15 protein-coding genes and 1 pseudogene are annotated in these 20,618 nt (G+C 70.6%); 8 read left to right on the top strand and 8 right to left on the bottom strand.

Annotated elements, in window-relative coordinates:
- Nucleotides 1-11: 11 nt before the first annotated feature.
- The 4 genes from EHO50_RS34170 to EHO50_RS34155 all read left to right on the top strand — a co-directional run bounded on the left by EHO50_RS34170 (nt 12) and on the right by EHO50_RS34155 (nt 4,932).
- Nucleotides 12-3,278: a sensor histidine kinase gene (locus EHO50_RS34170; RefSeq protein ID WP_164905033.1), complete on the top strand. Its 3,267-nt coding sequence runs from the start codon at nt 12-14 to the stop codon at nt 3,276-3,278.
- A 10-nt stretch (nt 3,279-3,288) separates the two neighbouring features.
- Nucleotides 3,289-3,702 (top strand): roadblock/LC7 domain-containing protein, encoded by a 414-nt coding sequence (locus EHO50_RS34165; protein WP_004983065.1) that lies wholly within the window; start codon nt 3,289-3,291, stop codon nt 3,700-3,702.
- 95 nt (nt 3,703-3,797) lie between these two features.
- On the top strand, nt 3,798-4,370 hold the full coding sequence (locus EHO50_RS34160) for a DUF742 domain-containing protein (protein ID WP_128435128.1): 573 nt from the start codon (nt 3,798-3,800) through the stop codon (nt 4,368-4,370).
- Complete coding sequence (locus tag EHO50_RS34155; protein WP_026248371.1) at nt 4,351-4,932, top strand: GTP-binding protein; 582 nt, start codon at nt 4,351-4,353, stop codon at nt 4,930-4,932. The genes EHO50_RS34160 and EHO50_RS34155 overlap by 20 nt, the downstream gene beginning before the upstream one ends.
- Before the next feature lie 444 nt (nt 4,933-5,376).
- Here the strand turns inward: EHO50_RS34155 and EHO50_RS34150 are convergent, their stop codons facing one another.
- The 3 genes from EHO50_RS34150 to EHO50_RS34140 all read right to left on the bottom strand — a co-directional run bounded on the left by EHO50_RS34150 (nt 5,377) and on the right by EHO50_RS34140 (nt 9,691).
- Complete coding sequence (locus EHO50_RS34150; RefSeq protein WP_128435127.1) at nt 5,377-5,571, bottom strand: acyl-CoA carboxylase subunit epsilon; 195 nt, start codon at nt 5,569-5,571, stop codon at nt 5,377-5,379.
- A 57-nt stretch (nt 5,572-5,628) separates the two neighbouring features.
- Entirely contained in the window at nt 5,629-7,212 is a 1,584-nt protein-coding gene (locus tag EHO50_RS34145; RefSeq protein WP_128435126.1) for an acyl-CoA carboxylase subunit beta, read from the bottom strand.
- A gap of 154 nt (nt 7,213-7,366) precedes the next feature.
- Nucleotides 7,367-9,691 (bottom strand): polysaccharide lyase 8 family protein, encoded by a 2,325-nt coding sequence (locus EHO50_RS34140; protein WP_128435125.1) that lies wholly within the window; start codon nt 9,689-9,691, stop codon nt 7,367-7,369.
- 177 nt (nt 9,692-9,868) lie between these two features.
- On the opposite strand from EHO50_RS34140, the gene EHO50_RS34135 reads away from it, so the two are divergent.
- Nucleotides 9,869-10,423: a YceI family protein gene (locus tag EHO50_RS34135; RefSeq protein WP_128435124.1), complete on the top strand. Its 555-nt coding sequence runs from the start codon at nt 9,869-9,871 to the stop codon at nt 10,421-10,423.
- A gap of 229 nt (nt 10,424-10,652) precedes the next feature.
- Here the strand turns inward: EHO50_RS34135 and EHO50_RS34130 are convergent, their stop codons facing one another.
- Entirely contained in the window at nt 10,653-11,222 is a 570-nt protein-coding gene (locus tag EHO50_RS34130; protein WP_128435123.1) for a YdeI/OmpD-associated family protein, read from the bottom strand.
- A gap of 99 nt (nt 11,223-11,321) precedes the next feature.
- Between EHO50_RS34130 and EHO50_RS34125 the strand changes: the two are divergent.
- The 3 genes and pseudogenes from EHO50_RS34125 (at nt 11,322) to EHO50_RS34115 (ending at nt 13,478) form a co-directional block, all read left to right on the top strand.
- A pseudogene (locus EHO50_RS34125) lies at nt 11,322-12,262 on the top strand (MFS transporter).
- Between the two features lie 16 nt (nt 12,263-12,278).
- Nucleotides 12,279-12,509, top strand: coding sequence for a hypothetical protein (locus EHO50_RS34120; RefSeq protein ID WP_128435122.1), 231 nt, complete (start codon nt 12,279-12,281; stop codon nt 12,507-12,509).
- A gap of 186 nt (nt 12,510-12,695) precedes the next feature.
- Nucleotides 12,696-13,478, top strand: a complete 783-nt coding sequence (locus EHO50_RS34115) for a S1 family peptidase (RefSeq protein WP_128435121.1) — start codon at nt 12,696-12,698, stop codon at nt 13,476-13,478.
- An 81-nt stretch (nt 13,479-13,559) separates the two neighbouring features.
- On the opposite strand, the gene EHO50_RS34110 is transcribed toward EHO50_RS34115, so the two are convergent.
- From EHO50_RS34110 to cimA, 4 genes are all read right to left on the bottom strand, one after another.
- Nucleotides 13,560-14,921, bottom strand: a complete 1,362-nt coding sequence (locus tag EHO50_RS34110; RefSeq protein WP_128435120.1) for a hypothetical protein — start codon at nt 14,919-14,921, stop codon at nt 13,560-13,562.
- 84 nt (nt 14,922-15,005) lie between these two features.
- The gene (locus EHO50_RS34105; RefSeq protein ID WP_128435119.1) at nt 15,006-18,032 is read right to left on the bottom strand and encodes a glycoside hydrolase family 3 protein; all 3,027 of its coding nucleotides are present in this window, start codon (nt 18,030-18,032) and stop codon (nt 15,006-15,008) included.
- Between the two features lie 195 nt (nt 18,033-18,227).
- The gene (locus tag EHO50_RS34100) at nt 18,228-18,668 is read right to left on the bottom strand and encodes a VOC family protein (RefSeq protein WP_128435118.1); all 441 of its coding nucleotides are present in this window, start codon (nt 18,666-18,668) and stop codon (nt 18,228-18,230) included.
- Nucleotides 18,669-18,723: 55 nt separating this feature from the next.
- Nucleotides 18,724-20,328, bottom strand: coding sequence for a citramalate synthase (cimA, locus tag EHO50_RS34095; RefSeq protein WP_128435117.1), 1,605 nt, complete (start codon nt 20,326-20,328; stop codon nt 18,724-18,726).
- Nucleotides 20,329-20,618 lie beyond the last annotated feature (290 nt).

Raw genomic sequence — 20,618 nt, 5'->3', positions numbered from 1 at the left:
TTGTTGGTCGAGTGAGGCGAAGCAAGAGCAGTCCCGAGCCGTCGGCCCGGGGCAACTTCACCCCGCCGCCGCGCGGAGCGGCGCCCGCCCCTGTGCCCGGATCGGAACCAACGGCGGCGCCCGCGCCAAGCGGCGGCCGTCTCTCGCCGCGCAACTGGCGCGTGCCGACCCGGCTGAACGCGATCCTGCTCATACCCGTGCTGGTCGGCCTCGTCATGGGCGGCTTCCAGGTGAAGAGCTCGATCGACACCTGGCAGGAGGCCGAGGACGCGGAGAACACCGCGCGTCTGGTCCGGGCCTCCCTGAACTACGCCGACGCCCTCTACAACGAGCGTGACGTCACCGCAGCGCCGCTGCTGCAGGGCAAGGGCGAGGACGACGAGACGGTCACCACGGCCCGGGACAACACGGACAAGGCAGCCGACGCGTTCGACGCCGCCGCGCAGAACATGCCGCAGAAACCGGGCCTGGAGCGCCGTCTGAAGCTGTTCCGAGATGCCGAGCCGGGGCTCGCCGACCTGCGCGCGGCGGCCTACACCAACAAGCTCACCGGCGTACAGACCGAAGAGGGCTACGTCGAGGTCGCGCACCCTCTGACGGAGTTCGCCAACGAGCTCGGTCTGGGCACCGGCAACATCACCTCCTACGGCCGCACGGTCTACGCCATCGAGCTCACCAAGGCGGCCCTGTCGCTGCAGCGCTCCATCGGCATGCACCTGCTCGTCAAGCCCGGCCCCACCGTGAGCAGCTTCGCCAGCCAGCGGGTCGCTCTCTCCTCGTACGCCTACCTGGAAGGCATCGCCGTCGAGGAGTACAAGGGCGGTGGCACCGAAGCCGACGCGCAGAAGCTCGAGGACGCCAAGAAGGAGATCACGGCCGAGGGCGCGGCCATGGCCAAGGAGGCCGCGGCGAAGGACCCTGACTACGTCCCGCCGCCGGCCAACCCGACCAACATGGTCAAGCTCCTCGTCGGCCTCGAGTCCCCCGCCCCCAGCGCCCGCGCCGCACTCGCCGAGAAGGGCGTCACCGCGCAGAACTGGTGGGCGGTCAACACCCTCAAGTTCAACGCGTACCGCCAGATCGAGTCGGACCTGGCCGACAAGGCGGTGAACGAGGCCTCCGCCATCTCGGACGACGCCAAGCGCGACGCCCTCATCACCGGTGCCGCCGTCGTGGTCGCCCTGCTCGCCGCGTTCATCCTGGCCGGCATGGTCGCCCGCCAGATGTCCCGTGCGATGCGCCAGCTGCGCAACGCCGCCTTCGGCATCGCCGAGCAGCGCCTGCCGATGCTGGTCGACCAGCTCTCGCGCACCGACCCGGGCCGCGTGGACACCCGCGTCCAGCCCATCCCGATCAACACCCGCGACGAGATCGGCGAGGTCGCCCGCGCCTTCGACCAGGTCCACCGCGAGGCCGTCCGGCTCGCCGCCGAGCAGGCCCTGCTGCGGGGCAACATCAACGCGATCTTCACCAACCTCTCGCGCCGCAACCAGTCGCTGATCGAGGGCCAGCTGACCCTGATCACCGACCTGGAGAACAACGAGGCCGATCCGGACCAGCTGGAGAACCTCTTCCGCCTGGACCACCTCGCGACCCGTATGCGCCGCAACGGCGAGAACCTCCTCGTCCTCGCCGGCGAGGAGCCCGGCCGCCGCTGGGACCAGCCGGTCCCGCTGGTCGACGTGCTGCGCGCCGCCTCCTCCGAGGTGGAGCAGTACGAGCGCATCGAGCTGTCGGGCGTCCCGGAGGCCGAGATCCACGGCCGCGCCGTGACCGACCTCGTGCACCTGCTCGCCGAGCTGCTGGAGAACGCGACGACGTTCTCCTCCCCGCAGACCAAGGTCCGCGTGACCGCCACCCGTCTCCCCGACGGCCGGGTCATGATCGAGATCCACGACAAGGGCATCGGCCTCACCGCCGAGGACTTCGCGGACATCAACCACAAGCTGGCCAACCCGCCGACCGTGGACGCCGCGATCTCCCAGCGCATGGGCCTGTTCGTGGTCGGCCGGCTGTCCGACCGGCATGGCATCCGCGTCCAGCTGCGCCCCTCCGGCGAGCAGGCCGGCACCACCTCGCTGGTCATGCTGCCGGACGCGATCACCCACGGCGGTGGCGGCGAGCAGCAGCCGGCCGCCGACGAGTTCACCGTCTCGCAGATCATCCCGGAGACGCACTTCCAGGGTGAGAACTTCAACCAGGTGCCGATGCGTACGGCCGCGGAGCTCGGCTTCGACGACAGCCGCTACACCGAGGTCCCGGACGACATCCGCGAGCTGGACCCCGTCGGCCGTTCCCTGATGCGCGAGGAGCGCCGTGCGGCCCTGGAGGCCCAGAGCCACGGCCAGCAGCCCGGTCAGGAGACCCCTGAGGCACCCGCGTACGACGACTTCACCGGTCAGCCGTCCTACGACGGCCAGAGCGGCTTCCCCGAGCAGCGCGGCGGGTACGACCCGCAGCCGTCGTACGACGAGCAGCGCCAGTCGTACGAGGAGCAGCGGCAGACGCCGTACGAGGAGCAGCAGCGGCCGTCGTACGACGACACGTACTACGCGCCGAACGGCGGTCTGCAGCAGAACGACACCTTCTCGTCGGGCGGCGGCTACCCCGAGCCCTCGTATCCGGAGGCGCCCCGTGAGGAGCCCGCGGCCGCGAGCGCCTCGGCCCCGGAGACCTTCCCGGCCTTCGAGCAACGTCGTCACCAGGACGACTGGCCGCAGCAGCCGCAGTCGAACGGCTATCGCAACGGGTATCAGGACCAGTACGCTCCGGAAACGGAATCTGCGCAGGCCGATGACTCGAACGAGCGCGACCGCGTAGGCTTCGACCGTCCGGGACCGGCCTCCTCCGCCGCCCACGCACTGACCGACGCCGGGCTCCCCCGCCGCGGATCCGGCGCGAGCGGCGCCAACGGCGCCCGGCCGGCGCGGCAGGAGTCACCGGCCCCCACGCCGGAGAGCAACGGCGACAGCAGCTGGCGTTCGGCGAACGACGACCGCTGGCAGCAGGCCGCGCAGCTCCGGAAGCCCAAGGCGGGCGGGGTGACCTCCTCCGGCCTGCCGCGGCGGGTACCCAAGGCCAACCTGGTCGAGGGAGCCGCCGAGACCACCCCCCAGGGAGGTCCACAGATCTCCCGCGCTCCCGAGGACGTCCGGGGCAGGCTGAGCAACCTGCGCCGCGGTGTCCAGCGGGGACGCAGCGCGGGAAGCGAAACGAACGGCCAGGCCACTAGGAATCAACACAGTGGTCCTGACAGCACCTACAACCAGGAGCGTTAGTGTGAGCCCGATGAGCCAGGCGGCACAGAACCTGAACTGGTTGATCACCAACTTCGTGGACAACACCCCCGGGGTGTCGCACACGGTGGTGGTCTCCGCCGACGGACTCCTTCTGGCGATGTCCGAAGGCTTCCCGCGCGATCGCGCCGACCAGCTCGCGGCCGTCGCCTCCGGTCTGACGTCTCTGACGGCAGGCGCCTCCCGCATCTTCGAGGGTGGCAGCGTGAACCAGACGGTTGTGGAGATGGAGCGGGGATTCCTGTTCATCATGTCCATCTCCGACGGTTCGTCACTCGCGGTCCTCGCACACCCGGAGGCGGACATCGGCCTCATTGGGTACGAGATGGCGCTTCTGGTCGACCGTGCCGGTACCGTCCTGACGCCGGATCTTCGTGCGGAGCTCCAAGGCAGCCTGCTCAACTAACAGACAGTCGGTGCGTTTTGGCGTCCCGTGGCCGTAAGGTTTCGGGACGCGGCTCCACATGATGGGTGCCAGGCACAGTCGGAGGAGGAGAGAAAGTGGCAACACCCCCAGACGGTTCGTCATCGGGCAACTGGTCGTACGGCCCTGCCCAGGGGCACGGCGACGGTTCCCAGAACCGGTACAACTTCCCCTCCCAGCCGAGCCAGCGGCAGCCGTACGCCCCCCAGGGCCCCGGCCCCTCGCCGTACGACCAGCCGCCGGCGCCGCGTATCCAGCCGGTGCAGCCGCAGCGACGCGCCCCTGAGCCCGCGCCCGCCGGCTCGTCGAACAACCCCCTGGTGCGCCCGTACGCCATGACCGGCGGCCGGACGCGCCCGCGCTACCAGCTCGCCATCGAGGCGCTGGTGCACACCACCGCGCAGCCGCACCAGATGCAGGGCCAGCTGCCCGAGCATCAGCGGATCTGCAACCTCTGCCGCGAGATCAAGTCGGTGGCGGAAGTCTCCGCCCTCCTGACGATCCCTCTCGGCGTGGCCAGGATCCTCGTCGCCGACTTGGCGGAGGCGGGCCTGGTCGCCATCCATCAGCCCGGCGGCGACGAGAACGCCGGCGGCCAGCCAGACGTGACACTGCTCGAAAGGGTGCTCAGTGGACTTCGCAAGCTCTAGCGGCGGTCCTTCCCGCTCCACCACCTCCGCGAAGATCGTGGTGGCGGGCGGCTTCGGCGTGGGCAAGACCACGTTCGTCGGCGCCGTCTCGGAGATCAACCCGCTGCGCACAGAGGCCGTGATGACTTCCGCGTCGGCGGGCATCGACGACCTCACCCACACCGGAGACAAGACGACCACGACGGTCGCCATGGACTTCGGTCGCATCACCCTGGACCAGGACCTGATCCTGTACCTCTTCGGTACGCCCGGCCAGGACCGCTTCTGGTTCATGTGGGACGACCTGGTGCGTGGCGCGATCGGCGCCATCGTCCTGGTCGACACCCGCCGTCTCGCCGACTGCTTCCCCGCGGTCGACTACTTCGAGAACAGCGGGCTGCCCTTCGTGATCGCACTGAACGGCTTCGACGGCAACCAGCCGTACAACCCGGACGAGGTCCGTGAGGCCCTCCAGATCGGTCCGGACACCCCGATCATCACGACGGACGCCCGCCACCGCGCGGACGCCAAGTCGGCGCTGATCACGCTGGTGGAGCACGCGCTGATGGCGCGGCTGCGGTAGTCGGCTCTCCGGCGGCGGTCTTCGGCACGTTTCGCTTGCGGCCCTCGTTCCTCCTGTGGGAGGGACGGGGGCCGCAGCATTTTCTGCGGCGGGAGCAGGAACGCCGGTTGCCGATGGCCGAGTTGGTGCGGCGGTCCGGCGGATCGTGCGGGAGCCGCCGGTCTTCGAGGCGTAGGCGCGGCTGTCGGTGGCGTACGTGAGGCTGCGGGCCCCGGGGACGGATGGCACACGGGGGCCGCGCGGGAGGGCCTGGAGGACGCTCTCTGCCGCTGTTGCGCCCCGATGTGAGCGACTTGGGCGGGACTGGCCCCTCAGGCCGGGTGCTGCGGCATCAAGTGGCGGATCCTGTAGGCCGATTGCCGGCCGGTCACCATCCGACCGACGCCACGCAGCGGCCCCGCCCTCCAGGTAGCGGAGAGCGGGGCCGTAAGCGCGTTGCGGCAGTCAGCGCCAGCTGTGCGGTGCCCGGAAGCCCGGCTCGCGCTCCAGGCGACGCCAGCCGGCCTTGGCGCGGCCGCGGTGGGCCGGGGTGGGGTCGGACGGCTGGGCGGCGGCGCGGGCGAGGAGGATCGCGGTGATGGCCGCGACTTCCTCGGGCTCGGCGTGGCCCTTCTCGACGCGGATGTCAGGGGAGTTCATAGGTCACAGTCTCCGTGAGAGAGGTTTCCGCGGGGGTACCGCGAAGGATCCGCTGGGTTACTGCGGGGGGTTGCCGTGCTTGCGGGACGGCAGGTCGGCGTGCTTGGTCTGGAGCATCGCCAGGGAACGGACGAGGACTTCGCGGGTCTCCGCGGGGTCGATCACGTCGTCCACCAGGCCGCGCTCGGCCGCGTAGTAGGGGTGCATGAGCTCGGACTTGTACTCCTTGACCATGCGGGCCCGCATGGCCTCGGGGTCCTCGGCCTCGGCGATCTGCCGACGGAAGATGACGTTGGCCGCACCTTCCGCGCCCATGACGGCGATCTCGTTCGTCGGCCAGGCGTAGGTGAGGTCCGCGCCGATGGACTGGCTGTCCATGACGATGTAGGCGCCTCCGTACGCCTTGCGCAGGATCAGCGAGATCCGCGGCACGGTCGCGTTGCAGTAGGCGTAGAGGAGCTTCGCGCCGTGGCGGATGATGCCGCCGTGCTCCTGGTCGACGCCCGGGAGGAACCCGGGGACGTCCAGGAAAGTGACGATCGGGATGTTAAAAGCGTCACACATCTGGACAAAGCGCGCAGCTTTTTCCGATGCCTCGATGTCCAGGACGCCGGCGAGGGACTGCGGCTGGTTGGCCACGATGCCGACCACCTGGCCGTCCAGCCGGGCCAGCGCACAGATGATGTTGCGCGCCCAGCGCTCGTGGACCTCGAGGTACTCGCCGTCGTCGACGATCTCCTCGATGACCTTCGCCATGTCGTACGGCCGGTTGCCGTCCGCCGGGACCAGGTCCAGCAGGACGTCCGACCGGCGGTCGGCGGCGTCCGTGGGCTCCACCCGGGGCGGGTTCTCACGGTTGTTCTGCGGGAGCAGCGAGAGGAGGTAACGCACCTCGGCGATGCACGTCTCCTCGTCGTCGTACGCGAAGTGGCAGACGCCGCTCGTCTCCGCGTGCACGTCCGCGCCGCCGAGACCGTTCTGGGTGATCTCCTCGCCCGTCACCGCCTTGACCACGTCCGGGCCGGTGATGAACATCTGCGACGTCTCGCGGACCATGAACACGAAGTCCGTCAGGGCGGGCGAGTAGGCCGCGCCGCCCGCGCACGGGCCGAGCATGACCGAGATCTGCGGGATGACACCGCTCGCCTTGGTGTTGCGCTGGAAGATGCCGCCGTAACCGGCGAGCGCGGAGACGCCCTCCTGGATACGGGCGCCCGCGCCGTCGTTCAGGGAGACCAGCGGCGCGCCCGCCGCGATGGCCATGTCCATGATCTTGTGGATCTTCGTGGCGTGGGCCTCGCCCAACGCGCCGCCGAAGATGCGGAAGTCGTGCGCGTAGACGAAGACCGTGCGACCCTCCACCGTGCCCCAGCCGGTGATGACACCGTCGGTGTACGGCTTCTTGGCCTCCAGGCCGAACCCGACCGCGCGGTGCCGGCGCAGCTGCTCGACCTCCCGGAAGGAACCCGGGTCCAGGAGCAGCTCGATCCGCTCCCGGGCCGTCAGCTTGCCCTTGGCGTGCTGCGCCGCGGTCGCCTTCTCGCTCGGGCCGGCCAGCGCCTGCGCACGGATCTCGTGCAGCTCGGCCGTCCGCCCGCGGGCGTCGATCGGCTCACCCGGTGCCTCATCCAAAACGGTCATGTAGCGACCTTACGAAGGACACGAAGGAAAGCGAGCCGTTGACTCCGTACAGTCTCCGGAGCGTTTTCCTGGTACCACTGAACAGAACCATCACGGCATGCAGCCTTTCCGACTGCTCAGAGGGCGTCCGCGTTGTTGGGGTCGCACAAAGTCGTCAGCCGAGAGCCACCTCACATCGGTGGGTCGCACATACCACCCCCGGAGTGACACGCAGGCGCAGTCGGCGGCCCGTCGCGAGGATCTCGACCGTGTCGTCGGCATGCAGGACCCGGCGTACGGGGTGATCCCAGGTGATCTCCAGCGGCCGGCCCGTGCGCGGCGGCTCGCTCACGCAGAGCGTAGCGGTACGGCCCCGGCGGCGGAGCAGCACACTCGCGCCGGCGGAGGCGGTAAGCGGGCCCGCCGTGCCCGGCTCCCAGAAGTTGGCCGCCATCAGGCCCAGGGAGGGGACGCGCACCGCCTGGCGCGCACGGTCGTTGGCGAGGACCGACAGCCGGCGGGCGCCTTGCGCGGCCCGGGCCGCCACCTCGTGCCGGTCGGCGCCGGGCATGAGCACGTAGACGTAGGTCGCGTCCGTCGGGTCCGTGCCGTGGTCCAGCCAGAGGGTCTGCCAGCGGCGGGTGCGGCGCTCCGTCGTACTGGTGGTGTTGATGTCGGCCCAGGCGCCGGTGCGGTCCTCGCGCAGGGTGCGCAGATCGCCGTACGGCACCACCCAGCCGCCGTGGCCCTCCAGGTGCGCCCAGCCCGGGCCGCGTACGAGGGCCTGGGTGCCGCCCTCCCCCAGGTTGCGGTTGTCGACGACGGTCTCGACGGGGACGCCGTCGGTGCAGGTGATGCCGGCCCCGAGGCAGATCACGGCGTCCTCGACGCAGAACCACGACTTACGGGCTTCGAGCGTCGACCCCAGCCCCTTCAGGTGCTGCCCGATCGCCGCGTACTCGCCGTCCGTCGTTCCGCCGACCCACCGCACGTCGGGCTTGGGCTCGCCCCACTCGCCGCCGGCCTTGTCGGGGAGGCGGCGCGTGGAGACGGTCGTGCCGGGGAGCCGGTACCAGTCGACGGTCGGCCAGTACCAGTCTGTGTACTGATCGGCCCGGCCCCCGAGGCCCTGCGCCCACCAGGAGAGCATTCCGGCGCCGGTGTGCCAGCCGCGCGGGTTCTCGCCGTTGCCGCACTCGTAGTACGCGATGCGGTCGCAGGCCATGGCGATGTTCGCGACGAAGCGGGGGCGGCGATGCACCGCCCGGTCCATCGCGGCGAAGAGGTGATGGCCAGTGGGCTCGGGTGCGGCGGGGACCGGTGACTCGGCGACGGCATGCAGTCGGGCGAGGTCGGCGACCCCGAACTGACGAGCCGTCAAGATCGGGGTGACGGTGTCCCGTTCGATCCATCCCTTGATGCGGCCGTACCAGCGCTCGCGTTCCGCCGCGCTCGCACCGCCCGCGAGCAGGGCGACGGCGGCAATGATCCCTTGCCCGTGATAGTGGTCGCTGCGCATGACGTGCCGCTCGTCGCTCTTGAGGTAACCGCGGCTGATGGCACGGCCGTTGACGCTGTCCATCACCAACCCGTCGTGGATGAGGGGCGCGTATGCACGCTCGACGCTGTCGAGGACGATCTGCCTGTTGGGGTCGGTCACCTCCCACTCGGATCCGGCGAGCAGGGCGAAGAGGCGGCCGAGGCCGTCGAGGAGGACCTGGCCGTAGGTGCCGGAGTAGGCGACCCAGGTGTGCTGGACGAACGAGCCGTCGGCGTAGAGGCCGTCGCCCTTCGTGACGTACGGGAAGACCGGGGAGAGGGCGTCGCGGGCGAGCGCGATCTTCGCCGGGGCCTGGCCGAGGATGCCGCGCAGGGCGACGCTGCGGCACAGGTCGACGCGGTTGGCGCCGGTGGAGGTGCCGGAGTAGTCCGTCAGCATCGCGTCCGGGATGAAGTGGTCGACGGCCGCGCAGGCGGCGCCGATCTGTGCCGCGGTGAGGTGGTCGTACAGGGCGGCCGTGATGTCCATCAGCAGGCGTGGGCTGCCGATCTGCCATTCCCACCAGTTGCCGTAGCGGGTGGTGGAGGGGTTGTAGATCGTGGCGGAGAGGTGGTCGAGGCCGCGCAGGACGTCGGCGAGGAGTGCCGGGTCGGCGGTGGAGCCGGTGCCGGGCTGGGCGTAGGCCTGGGTCATCGTCCACAGGCGGCTGTAGCTCTGGGTGATGCCGGCGGGCGGGTCGTAGGGGCGGCCGGGCCACAGGGAGGTGGGGGTGGGGGCCATGGTGGCCTGGAAGCCGCGGGCGAGGGTGCCGGTTTCGGCGAGCCGGGAGGCGTACGGCGCCGCCGTCGGGTCGTAGTCGGCGCCGAGGGCGATGTCGAGCCAGCGCAGGCGGAGGGTGTCGTAGGGGTCGGGGGCGGGGCCGGCGGCGGCGCGGGCGGCGGGAGCGGCCGCGGTCATGAGCGCCGCCGCGAGTAAGACGGACCGACGGGTGGGGCTCATGGACGCTCTTCCGGAGGCTCTTCGGCGTGGGTTCATGCCCTGGGCATCTACCACCTCAGAGTAATCACGCCAACACCTTGCGGATGATGTTGAAACTTGAACGGAATAGGTCTACGGTCGGTGTCGTTGATGTAGTTAAAGATTCAACATCACTCCATCACTCCCAAGGAGCACGTCATGGCGACCCCCGACCTCACCGCACTGACCGGCGACTACACCATCGACACGGCCCACTCCACGATCGGCTTCACCGTCCGCCACGCCATGGTCACCAACGTCAAGGGCAAGTTCCTCGACTTCAGCGGCTCGCTGCACCTGGACGGCAGCGACCCGTCCGCGTCCACGGCCTCCATCGACGTCAAGATGGACAGCATCGACACGGGCTCCGCGGACCGCGACGGGCACCTCAAGAGCGCGGACTTCTTCAAGACGGACGAGTTCCCGACGATGACCTTCCGCTCGACCTCGGCGCAGGCCCTCGGCGACGACGACTACCGCATCACCGGCGACCTGACCATCCTCGGCACCACCAAGCCGCTCACCATCGACCTCGAGTTCAACGGCGCCGCGAAGGACCCCTTCGGCAACGAGCGCGTCGGCTTCGAGGGCAAGGCGACGCTCCTGCGTTCCGAGTGGGGGCTGACGTGGAACGCGGCGCTGGAGACGGGCGGGGTGCTGGTCTCCGACAAGATCAAGCTGAACTTCGACATCTCGGCGATCAGGAACGCGTGACGTTCGGCGGGGCCGGATCCGGATCGTGACCTTGGGCGGGGCCGATCCGGATCCAGGCCCTGTCGTCAAATTCCCGTCGTCCGCCCGAAGGGCGGGCCGCGCGGCGTCAGGTGCGTGCTCTCGGCGTGCCGCGTGGAAGCCCTCGTAGCGGAGCTACTTGGGCTTTCGCGCGGTGCGCCGAGAGTGCGTGCATGGCGTCGCGCGGCAGGCGGGAATTTGACGACAGGGCCTAGGACCCCGCCGCCAACTTCGCGACCGCCGCGGCCACTTGGGTCGCTCGGCTCCCCTTGCTCCGGGCCTGGAGCACCCCGAGCATGACGAGGTACTGATCCGTCCTGCCGAGCCCGTCGAAGGCGGCCCTGGCCCGAGGGCTCCGCTCCAGTGCGGCCGCGAGGTCCTCGGGGACGGTGGCGTGCTTCTGCGACTCGTACGCCGCCGTCCACCGCCCGTCCGCCTTCGCGGCGTCCACCTCCGCGAGGCCGGCCGGGCGCATGCGGCCGGCGGCCGTCAACTCCTCGACGCGCCGCACATTGACCATCGACCAGAGGCTGCCCGGCCGACGCGGGGTGATCCTCTGCAGGAAGCAGGCGGCGTCCAGACTCCTGCGCTGACCGGTGATCCAACCGTGGCAGAGGGCCACGTCGTTGACCTCGGCGGCGGTGACCGAGGCGATGCCCGAGCCCTTCTTGCCGACCTTGATCCAGAGGCCGGGGTGGGGGGCGGGGTGGGTGGTCAGCCAGGCGTCCAGGGCGGTGGCGGAATCGAAGGCGTGGGGGGCTGTGCCGTCGGGGGAGGTCATGGGAGGACGGTAGGCCGCCTATAGGTCAGAACCTGACCTATAGGCGACGGCAGTTGGGTGCCCCGCGATCAAAAACGGGTGGAGCCGCCGCTCGAGTTCATGCTGTCCGGGCTGGCGCCGGACATCGCGCGGGAGCTGCGGGTTTCCGTGCCCGCTGCCGGGGCGCTCACCTCTGCCTTTGCCGTGGGGATGGTGGTCGGGGCGCCTGTCACGGCCGGGCTCGCGCGGCGGTGGTCGCGGCAGGGGGCCTTGCTGGTGTTCCTCGGGGTGTTCATCGTCGTCCATGTCGTGGCGTTCTGGGCTGTGGCGCTGCTGTCCGTGCCTGCCGTGCCGGCGGTCGTGCGGTCCGTGCCGGGTGGTACCGCCGACTCCGCGCGGCCTGCCCTGCGGGGCGAACTGCGGTCGCTGCGCAGCCCTCGGCTCCAGGTCACGCTGCTCCTCGGCGCTCTCGTGAACGCCGCCACCTTCTGCACCTTCACCTGTCTCGCGCCGCTGGTCACCAAGGTGACAGGGCTGGAGCGCGGGTGGGGTGCCCGTCGTGCTCGCGTTGTTCGGGGCGGGGGCGTTCGTGGGGGTCGGTGTCGGGGGGCGGTTCGCCGATCGATGGCCCGGCGTGGTGGTGATCGGGGGGCTCCTTCGCGCTCGGTGCCGGGGTGCCTGCCGTGGCGCTCGGGCTCGTCCTCGTGCAGGGCGCCCTGTCCTTCGGCGTCGGACCCACGCTCATCTCCCTGGTGCTGTACGCGGCTCCCGGTGCGCCCACGCTGGGCGGCGGCTTCGCGACGGCCGCGTTCAACGTGGGCGCCGCGCTGGTGGTTCTGGCCCTGGCGGCTGCGGGCGTGGTCGGCGCGACGGGCGGCGATATCGGGGCGCGGCGGGGCCTCGTACTCGGGCATCATCGTCGGCATGACCGTGACCGCCACGTCCCGAGCCGGCTCCTCGATCAGTTCCGCGGCCGGTTCCGCATGGGTCGTCATCGCCTCGTACGAGATCGAGAAGAGGGTCCTGCAGCCCCTGGCCGCCGTTCGCGCTTGACTGCGTGAACGCGGCATCGACTGGATGCCGTTCGGCGCGGGCGAGGTCCGCTGGGATCGCGTGTGCGGGCCCGGGGCCGACGGGCACTGGCGTGCGTGGGTCACGGTCCATGTCGACGCGGGTGCCCTGTGGCGGCTCGGCCTGCATCCCGGTCAGCCGACCGCTGTCGTCGACTGCCCCTCCCCGCCCGGCTGGTGGCATGCCGCCGGAGAGCGGTACGCCCTGCGGTGCTCGGCGGAAAAGTCCGTGTCCTGAACGGGCCGTGGCCGGATTCGACCCCTTGTCCGGACACGCCCGGGATCCAGATAATCCAGCAACAGATTTGACCGGCGCATGTCACAAAAAGGGGCTCTCTTTCCCATTCCCCCCTTGCGCGGCATGCCCCTGACGTATCAGCGCTCTCCACGTTCGTATGTCCAACCCCCCACGGAAGGCATCACGTTGAAGAAGCTCCTCACCGCGCTCAAGAGATGCGCGGTCCTCGGCGCAGCCGCTCTCGCGATCGTCAGCCTTCAGCCCGTCTCGGCCGCGCAGGCCGCCGACTCGCGCGTCGTCGGCGGAACCCGTGCCGCGCAGGGCGAGTTCCCGTTCATGGTCCGGCTCTCCATGGGCTGTGGCGGCGCGCTCTACACCCAGCAGATCGTTCTCACCGCCGCGCACTGTGTGGGCTCGACCGGTGCCAACACCAGCATCACCGCCACCGCCGGCGTCGTCGACCTGCAGTCCACCAGCGGCCGGGTGCAGGTCCGCTCCACGTACGTGTACCGGGCCCCCGGCTACAACGGCAACGGCAAGGACTGGGCGCTCATCAAGCTCGCCCAGCCCATCAACCTGCCGACGCTGAAGATCGCCACGACCACGCAGTACAACACCGGCACCTTCACCGTCGCCGGCTGGGGCGCTGCCACCGAGGGCGGCAGCCAGCAGCGGTACATGCTCAAGGCCAACGTGCCGTTCGTCAGCGACGCCCAGTGCCGTTCCTACAGCGGCTACAGCGGCCTCATCGCGAACGAGGAGATCTGCGCCGGCCTCCCGTCCGGCGGCGTCGACACCTGCCAGGGCGACTCCGGCGGCCCGATGTTCCGCCGGGACGCGAGCAACGCCTGGATCCAGGTCGGCATCGTCAGCTGGGGCATAGGCTGCGCCCGGCCGAACGCCCCCGGCGTCTACACCGAGGTCTCGACCTTCGCCTCCGCGATCGCCTCGGCGGCGGCCGGTCTCTGACCTGCCAGTGCCTCTGATTTTTCAGTACTGCGGGCCCGGCGCCTTCGGACGCCGGGCCCGTGTGGTGTTCCACGCCCAGGGCTAGAAACCTCCCCCGTCGAACCCTCCCCCACCGAAGTCCCCTCCGCCGAAGCCTCCCCCACCGTCGCCCCCGCCCCCGAAGTCCCCGGTGTCGAAGTCCGCGCCGGACACGTCGCCGCCCTCGGAACCGCCGCCGCCGTAGCCGTACCCCGCGCCGTAGTCGGCCGCGTAGGCCGGCATGGCCATCATGCTGCCGAGCATCGTGCCGATGAGGAGGCCGGGGAGGATGCCGCCGCCGAAGTAGCCGCCTGCCCAGGGGCCGTAGGCGGGGCCGGCGTCCCAGTACGGGCGGCGGCCGTACTCCGTGTCCACCTCGCGGATCACGGGGTCGCGGCCTTCGGCGAGGCGGGTGCGGTCGGCCGTGCAGACCGGGACCTCGCGGGTGGTGCCGCCGGGGGGTGTCCAGGTCTCGTCGGCCACCGCCGGGCCGTGGCGGGGGTCGAAGAAGCAGGGCGGCCGGCGTTCCGGAAGGGGGCGGTGCTCCCGGCGGGCGGACAGCTGGGTGAGGGAGAAGCGGCCGTCCTCCAGGGACTGGGTGACGGCCTTGACGTCCTCCGGTTTGCGGGCCCCGTCCATCAGTCGCTTCGCCTGGTCGTAGGAGTCCAGGGCACGTTCGTAGTCCGCGCGCATCGCGTCGTCGGCGCCGCGCTCGGCCGGGTGGAAGTCCAGACGGTCCAGTTCCTCGCCGAAGGCGGTGATGTCCTCGTCGACCACGACCCGCAGCTTCTCCAGCGCCGCTCGCTGTGCGTCCTCGTGGCGCCGCCGGTTGCGCCGCACCAGCGCGTACGCGCCCGCGCCGCCCGCCGCCAGCACCACGCCGACGGCGATCAGCCCGCCGGCGTCCACGCCCTTGCCGTCGCCGCCGTCGCTCCAACTCGCGGGGGCGGTGCCGCCCACGTTCTGCAGCGCCCCGTCGACGAAATCGTTCAGCTGGGCCTTGGGGTCACCGGCGCTCTGCACCGACGTGACCAGGTTGTTCACCGCTTGCCCGGACAGCACCGAGGAGTCGGCCGCCGCGTCGAAGCGATCGTCGACGCGGACGCCGTACAGGCCCGTGATGCCGGTCTCCGTACGGAGGTTCAGGAGGAGGTTCTGGGTCGGCTGATCGGCCGGGAGGACGGCGACGAAGACCGGCTTGTCGGCGTCCTTGATCTTGTCGGCGAGCGCTTCGGCGTCCGCCGACGACAGCTGGTCCGAGGCGGCGGGGTCCACATAGACGGGGCCCTCGCGCAGCTCCTCGGCTACCTTCGAGAGGTCCGTGGCCGCGTGCGCGCCGGGGGCACCGGTCATGAGCACCGCGAACGTCGCGGCGACCGGCACCACAGCTGCGCGCATGAGGCCCCGGAACAGCGGAGTCCTCATACTTCGACGCTACCCGATGGGGCACGAGAACGGGCATCTCTCCCGGCCCGGACCCGCCCCACCGGAAGAGATGCCCTGTACAACTCAGGCCGCTCTGTATGCCGCCGTCAACCTCTCCACCGCCGCCCCGTACCGGCCCGTCAGCAGCAGATGGTCGGCCTCGGCGAACGGCCCCGCCACCGCAGCGGTGATCCCCGTGCCGGCCGCCCTGTGCTGGACGATCAGCCGGGCCTTGGTGACGAGCGCGCGCCCCGCCTCCGCAGCCCCGGCCCGCTCGGCCGCCGTGGCCGCGATGCCGAGCGCCCTCAGCGTCGCGGCGCCGCCGCCCGGCACCTCGGTCAGCGTGGTCAGGCCCCAGCCGTACGGGAACCTCGGGTCGTACGACGCGTCCCCGACGTTGATCGGCAGCTGCGCCTCGTTCTTCGGCCAGGTGACGGGCAGCTGCCCGCTGAAGGGCCGCTTGCCGAACAGGACGTCCGCCACGCCGTCGCCCTCCGTGCCCGGCAGCCACGAGGCGACCAGCGCGTCGATACCGGCCAGCGTCGTGTCGTCGATCAGCTGCGGGCGCCCGGAGACGATCAGCACCGCGCACTTCATCGCGCCGCACACCTTGTCGACGGCCGTCCGGTCGGCGGCGCTCAGCCGGAGGTCGTGGCCGTTGCCGACGTCGCCGACGCCCTCGGCGTACGGGGTCTCACCGACGACGACCACACCGACGTCATGACCGGCTGTCGGGGCCGAGGCGTCCTTGGAGTACGTCAGCTCCGCCGCGTCCTTCCGCATCGCCTCCAGGATCGTCGTACCGGGCGTGATGTCCCCGGACGCGCCCTGCCAGGTGATCGTCCAGCCGCCGCTCTGGTTGCCGATGTCGTCGGCGTTGGATCCGGCGACGTACACCTTCTGCGACTTCCTCAGGGGCAGGAGCCCGTCCGTGTTCTTCAGCAGCACCTGCGACTCGGCCGCCGCCCGCCGTGCCACGGCCCGGTGTTCGGCGGACCCGATCTTCGCCGCGCCGCTCGTGTCGGCGTACGGCTTCTCGAAGAGCCCCAGCCGGAACTTCTGCGTGAGGATGCGGGACACGGCGTCATCGACGCGCTTCTCGCTCACGCGCCCGGCCCGGACCTCCTGGACGAGCGTGGTGTGGAAGTCCCGGAAGGCGTACGGGGCCATGATCATGTCGAGGCCCGCGTTCACCGACGTACGGATGTCGGAGGCGTAGTCGCCGGGGATCTGGTCGATGCCGTTCCAGTCGCTGATGACGAAGCCGTCGAAGCCCATGCGCCCCTTGAGCACGCCGTTGATCATGTCGGCACGGGCGTGCATCTTGACCGGGCCCTGTCCGTCGCCGATGAGGTCGAGCGAGGAGTACGACGGCATGACCGTGCCGACACCCCGGTCGACGGCCGTCTCGTACGGCGCCAGGTGCACGGCCTCCAGCTGCTGCCGGGTGACCTTGGTGACGCCCTGGTCGACGGTGTACGTGCCGGTGGTGGAGGAGCCGTACGCGGTGCCGCCGTCGCCGACGAAGTGCTTGGCGGTGGCGAGGACCTTGTCGTTCCGGTCCAGGTCGCGTCCGTCGGGCCTGCCCTGCAGGCCCTGGATGACGGTCTCCATGGCGTCGACGAGGGCCGGGTCCTCACCGAAGGACTCGTACGCCCGCCCCCAGCGGTCGTCCCGCGTCACGCACAGGCAGGGCGCGAAGTCCCAGGGGATGCCGGTCGCCCGGGTCTCGGCGGCGGTCACCGCGCCGGCCCGGTGGGCGAGCCCCGGGTTCCGGGACGCCCCGAGTCCGATGTTGTGCGGCATGATCGTCGCGCCGACCAGGTTGTTGTGGCCGTGCACCGCGTCGACGCCGTAGATCAGCGGGATCTGGAAGCGGGTCGTCTGCGCCCGGAGCTGGAAGCCGTCGATCATCTCGGCCCAGGCCTCGGCGGTGTTGGGCGTCGGCGTCGAGCCGCCACCGGACAGGATCGAGCCGAGGTCGTAGGCGGCGACGTCACCCGGGTTCGTCAGGGCGCCGCGCTCGGCCTGGGTCATCTGGCCGGCCTTCTCCGCCAGGGAGAGGCGGGAGAGAAGGTCGGCTACACGCTTTCGCACCGGCAACTTGGCGTCGAGATACGGCAGTCCGTGCGCGTCGATGACGATCTGCGGGGTCTCGGTCGGGGCCTTGGCGCCGGTGACCGTCAGCTTCAGCGGGATCGTCTCGGCGGGCTCGGCGGATCTGTCCCTGAGGGTGGGGACGCGGATCTCGCGGGTGGTGCCGGAGACCGTGCCGGCCGGGAAGGTGACGGTTCCGGTGACCGGGCGGTAGTCCTTGCCGGGGTCGGCGGTGCCGCCGGTGGTCTCGTAGGTGACGGTGACGGGTTCGTCGAGGGGCGTGGAGCCCGTGGTGGCGACGGTGAGCTTCGCGGTCGCCGTACCGCCCTCGTCGGTGGGGTGAACGGCGGAGTCGGTGCGGACGGAGGCCTTCAGGGACTGGTCGGCCTTGCCGTACAACTCGACGCCGTCCATGGCGAATCGGGCCTTGATGCCGACCGGGAGGGTGACGGCGTAGCCCCAGGTCTCGGTGAGGCCGAGGATGTGGTCGATGCCGCCGACGGGCTGGTAGTCGGTGCGATAGGTGAAGTCGGTGAACGGCAGCTCGATCTGTTTCCAGCCGGTGAAGTCGTCGGTGAAGGAGGTCGTCCACAGCTCGGAGGCCTCGCCGTTGGCGCCCCCGTCCCGGAGCTCGAAGGCGATCTTCTTGCCGTTGTTCTGGCCGTCCCACCACAGGCGGATGCCCTTGTGGGCGGACCAGTCGTGGGCCGGCTCGGCGAAGGCGAAGCCGTGGGTGAAGCCGCCGTAGCCGCTGATGTCGTACGTGCCGGCCAGGACCTTTTCGCCCTCGGGTGCATCGTCGCGGGCGGTCAGCTGCAGGGCGGGCGGGTCGTCGTTGTCGCTGCCCCAGGTGAAGACGCCCTCGGCGGGCGGGCTCGCGAAGGGCACCTCGCCCTCGAAGCGGTCGACGGGGACCGGGACGGGGTCGTCGGCGCCGGATGCGGGGGCGGCGGCCGTGAGCGGGAGCAGGGCGGTGAGGAGTGCGGCGGAGACGAGCAGGGCGGTTCTTCGCATGGAACGTCCCTCGACTCTCAGACGTCAACATATGACTTAGCTCACGCCGTGAGTTAACTGGCGGTGTCGATTGGCGTCAAGACTTCACGTCAGGACAGGAGTGCACTCAACTCCCGGCCGGATCAGTGGTGTTGCTCCTTCAGCAAGTGAACGCGCGGGCGTGCGCCGAGTTGTCAGCCGGCCGGCCGGTGCGCCTCAGGCGTACGGCTGGCCGATGCCCAGCAGGTTGCCCTCGCTGTCGTGGAACCAGGCGGCGCGTTCACCGCTGAAGCCCTTGCTCGGGTAGTGGCCCTCGATGTCGGCGATGCCGTTCGTGGTGTGGAAGCCGGGGACGTCGACCTCCTCGAACTCCACGCCGCGCCGCCTGAGTTCCGCCACGACCGCTTCGACGTCCTCGACCTGCCAGCCCATCTGGGTGAAGGTGCCGGGGGAGGCTCCCGTGGACCGGTACACGGCGAACTCCGTATTCCCGCACCGGTACAGCAGCCCGCCCGGCCGCTCGTCGACGGGCTCCAGGCCGAGCTTCTCGGCGTAGAAACGCCGCGCCCGCTCCAGGTCCTGGGCGGGCAGGCGGGTCGCCACACCGCCCCGGGCCAACAGGTTCCTGTCGTCCGTGTCCGTGTCCGTGTCGTCCATGGCTCCACTGTGCCGTGGACGACAGGCCCGGGGGCGGCGGCGAGGTCCGTTCGGCCTACTCGGCCGGCGTCACCCCGGCCCGCAGCAGCCCGTACGTGTACGCGTCCTCCAGTGCCTGCCAGGACGCCGCGATGACGTTCTCGGCGACGCCGACCGTGGACCACTCCCCCGCCCCGTCGGACGTGGAGATCAGGACGCGGGTGGTGGACTGGGTGCCGTGCACACCCTCCAGGATGCGGACCTTGTAGTCGACGAGGTCGAGCTTGGCGAGCTGGGGGTAGATCTTCTCCAGGGCGACCCGGAGCGCGCGGTCGAGGGCGTTGACCGGGCCGTTGCCCTCCGCCGTGGCGACGATGCGCTCGCCCTTGGCGAAGAGCTTGACCGTGGCCTCGTTGGCGTGGCTGCCGTCGGGGCGGTCCTCGACGATCGCGCGCCAGGACTCGACGTCGAAGTACTTCAGGGGCTTGCCCTCGACCTCGGCGCGCAGGAGGAGTTCGAAGCTCGCGTCCGCCGCCTCGTACGTGTAGCCCTTGAGCTCCCGCTCCTTGACCCGCTCGACCACCCGGCCGACCAGCTCACGGTCGCCGCCCAGGTCGATGCCGAGCTCCTTGCCCTTGAGCTCGACGGAGGCGCGGCCCGCCATGTCGGAGACCAGCATCCGCATGGTGTTGCCGACCTGCTCGGGGTCGATGTGCTGGTACAGGTCCGGGTCGACCTTGATCGCGGAAGCGTGCAGGCCGGCCTTGTGCGCGAAGGCGGAGACGCCGACGTAGGGCTGGTGCGTGGACGGGGTGAGGTTGACGACCTCGGCGATGGCGTGCGAGATACGGGTCATCTCGCGCAGGTGGCCGTCGGGGAGGACCTTCTTGCCGTACTTCAGCTCCAGGGCCGCGACGACCGGGAACAGGTTGGCGTTGCCGACCCGCTCGCCGTAGCCGTTGGCCGTGCACTGGACGTGGGTCGCGCCCGCGTCGACCGCGGCGAGGGTGTTGGCGACCGCGCAGCCGGTGTCGTCCTGGGCGTGGATGCCGAGCCGGGCGCCGGTGTCGGCGAGGACCGTCGAGACGACCGCCTGGACCTGGGCGGGGAGCATGCCGCCGTTGGTGTCGCAGAGGATGACGACGTCGGCGCCGGCCTCCGAGGCCGTACGGACGACGGATTTCGCGTACTCGGGGTTGGCGCGGTAGCCGTCGAAGAAGTGCTCGCAGTCGACGAAGACGCGGCGGCCCTGCTCGCGCAGGTGGGACACCGTGTCGCGGACCATCTCCAGGTTCTCGTCCAGCGTGGTGCGCAGGGCGAGCTCGACGTGCCGGTCGTGGGACTTCGCGACCAGGGTGATCACCGGGGCGCCGGACTCCAGCAGCGCCTTGACCTGCGGGTCCTCGCTCGCCTTGGCGCCCGCGCGGCGGGTCGCGCCGAAGGCGACCAGCTGGGCGTGCTTGAAGTCGATCTCCTGCTGGGCGCGCGCGAAGAACTCGGTGTCCCGGGGGTTGGCACCGGGCCAGCCGCCCTCGATGAAGCCCACGCCGAAGTCGTCCAGGTGCCGTGCGATGGCCAGCTTGTCGGCGACGGTGAGGTTGATGCCCTCCCGCTGGGCGCCGTCGCGCAGGGTGGTGTCGAAGACGTGGAACGAGTCGTCGAGCTCGCTGGTTACCGTCATGGTCGTAAGGCTCCTGTGTTGGATCTCGGTCTACCGGAATGACCGGTTCCACCGCCCCCACCTATGGTCCCTCACGCTCTCCGCCCGGCTGCGGGTGGGCCGGGAAACAGAAAAACCTCTCGCGGGTGCGAGAGGTCTGCGCGCGGGTCGAGGACGACGGTGTCCACCCGTACCTGGTCGTACGCGGTGGTCACTGCGGACCGGCGCGCCTGCTGCCAATAATCATGGCGAACGAGAGCACGGGGGCAGTCTGGCACAAGTCGCCCCCGTGCTCACCGTCCGTCTCAGGA

Origin of the sequence: Streptomyces cyaneus (assembly GCF_004028635.1) — a bacterium.
GTDB lineage: Bacteria > Actinomycetota > Actinomycetes > Streptomycetales > Streptomycetaceae > Streptomyces > Streptomyces cyaneus.
The sequence above is the reverse complement of the archived record's forward strand: the minus strand, read 5'-3'. Positions and strand labels throughout refer to the sequence as shown.